Raw genomic sequence first — 1,682 nt, forward strand, 5'->3', positions numbered from 1 at the left:
CTTCTCAGGCGCTCTTTTAGGCTTGTTTCGATTGCTTGCACTAATAGCAGTATCGCAAATTTCCATTTATCTTCATCTGATTCAGCCTGAATAGCCTTACTCACAGACTCCAAGAAAAAGCTTATGGAGTTTTCTAAGAGTGTCATTTTTAAATTAGGCACGTAATCTCCAAAGAAAGCTAACGTCTTAGTATTTATGCACTACGCTGTTTGCAGGGCATAAATCGGTTGTTGGACTTGGTCGATGCCTTATCCAGAGTAATTGGTATGCTTCATGCTATAGGAATTTGCTTTTTTGCGGTAGCGGTTTTTTATGCCGTTTGGTAGGTAATTACTTGATATCGTTTTAGCTTTCTCATTATTTCACGCTCACTATCGACTGATTACTGACCTTGGTTGACTGCATTTGGCCCCACATTTAGGCTGACACTTGCACCCTATCCCCTCATAGGTTTAACCCCATAAGGCAGGCTGCTTTTTGCAGTCGGTCATTTCGCTTCGTCTTGTGGAAGTGGCTATCCTGACATGCGTACCGGCTGGCTTTTGAAAGATCAGACGGTCATGACTTCTAGGTTGAAAGTAACCTCGTGACATTAGCTTTTATATAGCCACAGCTTTATTCGCCCTACTTGCATTTTTAACTTTGAAACAAGCTTTGGGGCAAAAGTGAGGCAGCGTAGCTCTCGCTGACTCGAAGTTTGACATTTCTGAGTTGGGAATAATACCTAGCTCAGTCGTTTAATATGAGAAAAAGTATCTTGAAACTTCAAAATTGGTTAAGCCCGCATTGTCAACACGTGCATTTTTAAACTGGCAGAGACTTGATGTTTTGGATCTAGACTAAGTGCAAGTTCACAATCCGACACAATATTTTGCACTACACAATTTAGTTCACTGCTATTCCTACAGAACCGGAGTAATTCGTAGTTTGCCGACGCTCTATTATGGTATGGAAGAACTTGTTTATTATCGATATTTACAGCGTTCCCATTACAATTGACTGCGCCATGAAAGCAAGTTTTTTTGGCAACCAAATCCTCAGTCGCATGCCCAAGGTAGCAATACGCTATTGCCATGTTAGTTTGAACACTGTAGTCAGGCTTATAGTCATTAATAAGCAAACTAAAGTGTTCAACAGCTTTTTCTAGTAACTTATAGCTCTCTTTAGAGCCTTGGTTTTCAGCCGCTATCCCTAAGTCTTTGTAACAACACCCTAATAGGTAGTTTGCTTGAAAATAGACTTGCGGATGATCATTAATTTTACTTCCCAGCGAGGTGATTTTTTCGATACACCGTTGATATTGACCTGCCTGATAGAGGGCATATGAAAAGTCTATTATTGCTTCTTCTGAACTAATTGAACCAATTTGAACTGGCAACTTCAATTTATATTTTCTTAAACAATCATCAAACTCACGAAATTCAAGCCCAGTTAATACCTCCACAGGTTGGATTTTTAGTTGCGAGTATATTAGCCCAAGTTTAGCTTCATAAAAATAGAAGCCAAAACCGTTTTCATCGCCAGTCCATGCATAGGAGTATGTGTCGTTTTTTGAGTTTGATACTATAGGTAGCAATGTTGGAGTGTTAAATATTTCAATACGCCCCTTAAATTGTGAGAATACGTGCCTCTGTGTATACCTAAACTCACCATTGTTAGAGATTGATGAAATACAATATCCA

1 protein-coding gene is annotated in these 1,682 nt (G+C 39.4%); it reads right to left on the reverse strand.

The genetic code is table 11. The features are described from left to right. Positions 1-775: 775 nt before the first annotated feature. On the reverse strand, positions 776-1,682 hold a 907-nt coding region (locus FW758_RS24380; protein WP_446446807.1), incomplete at its 5' end, for a hypothetical protein.

The organism is Shewanella sp. 1180_01 (assembly GCF_052850535.1).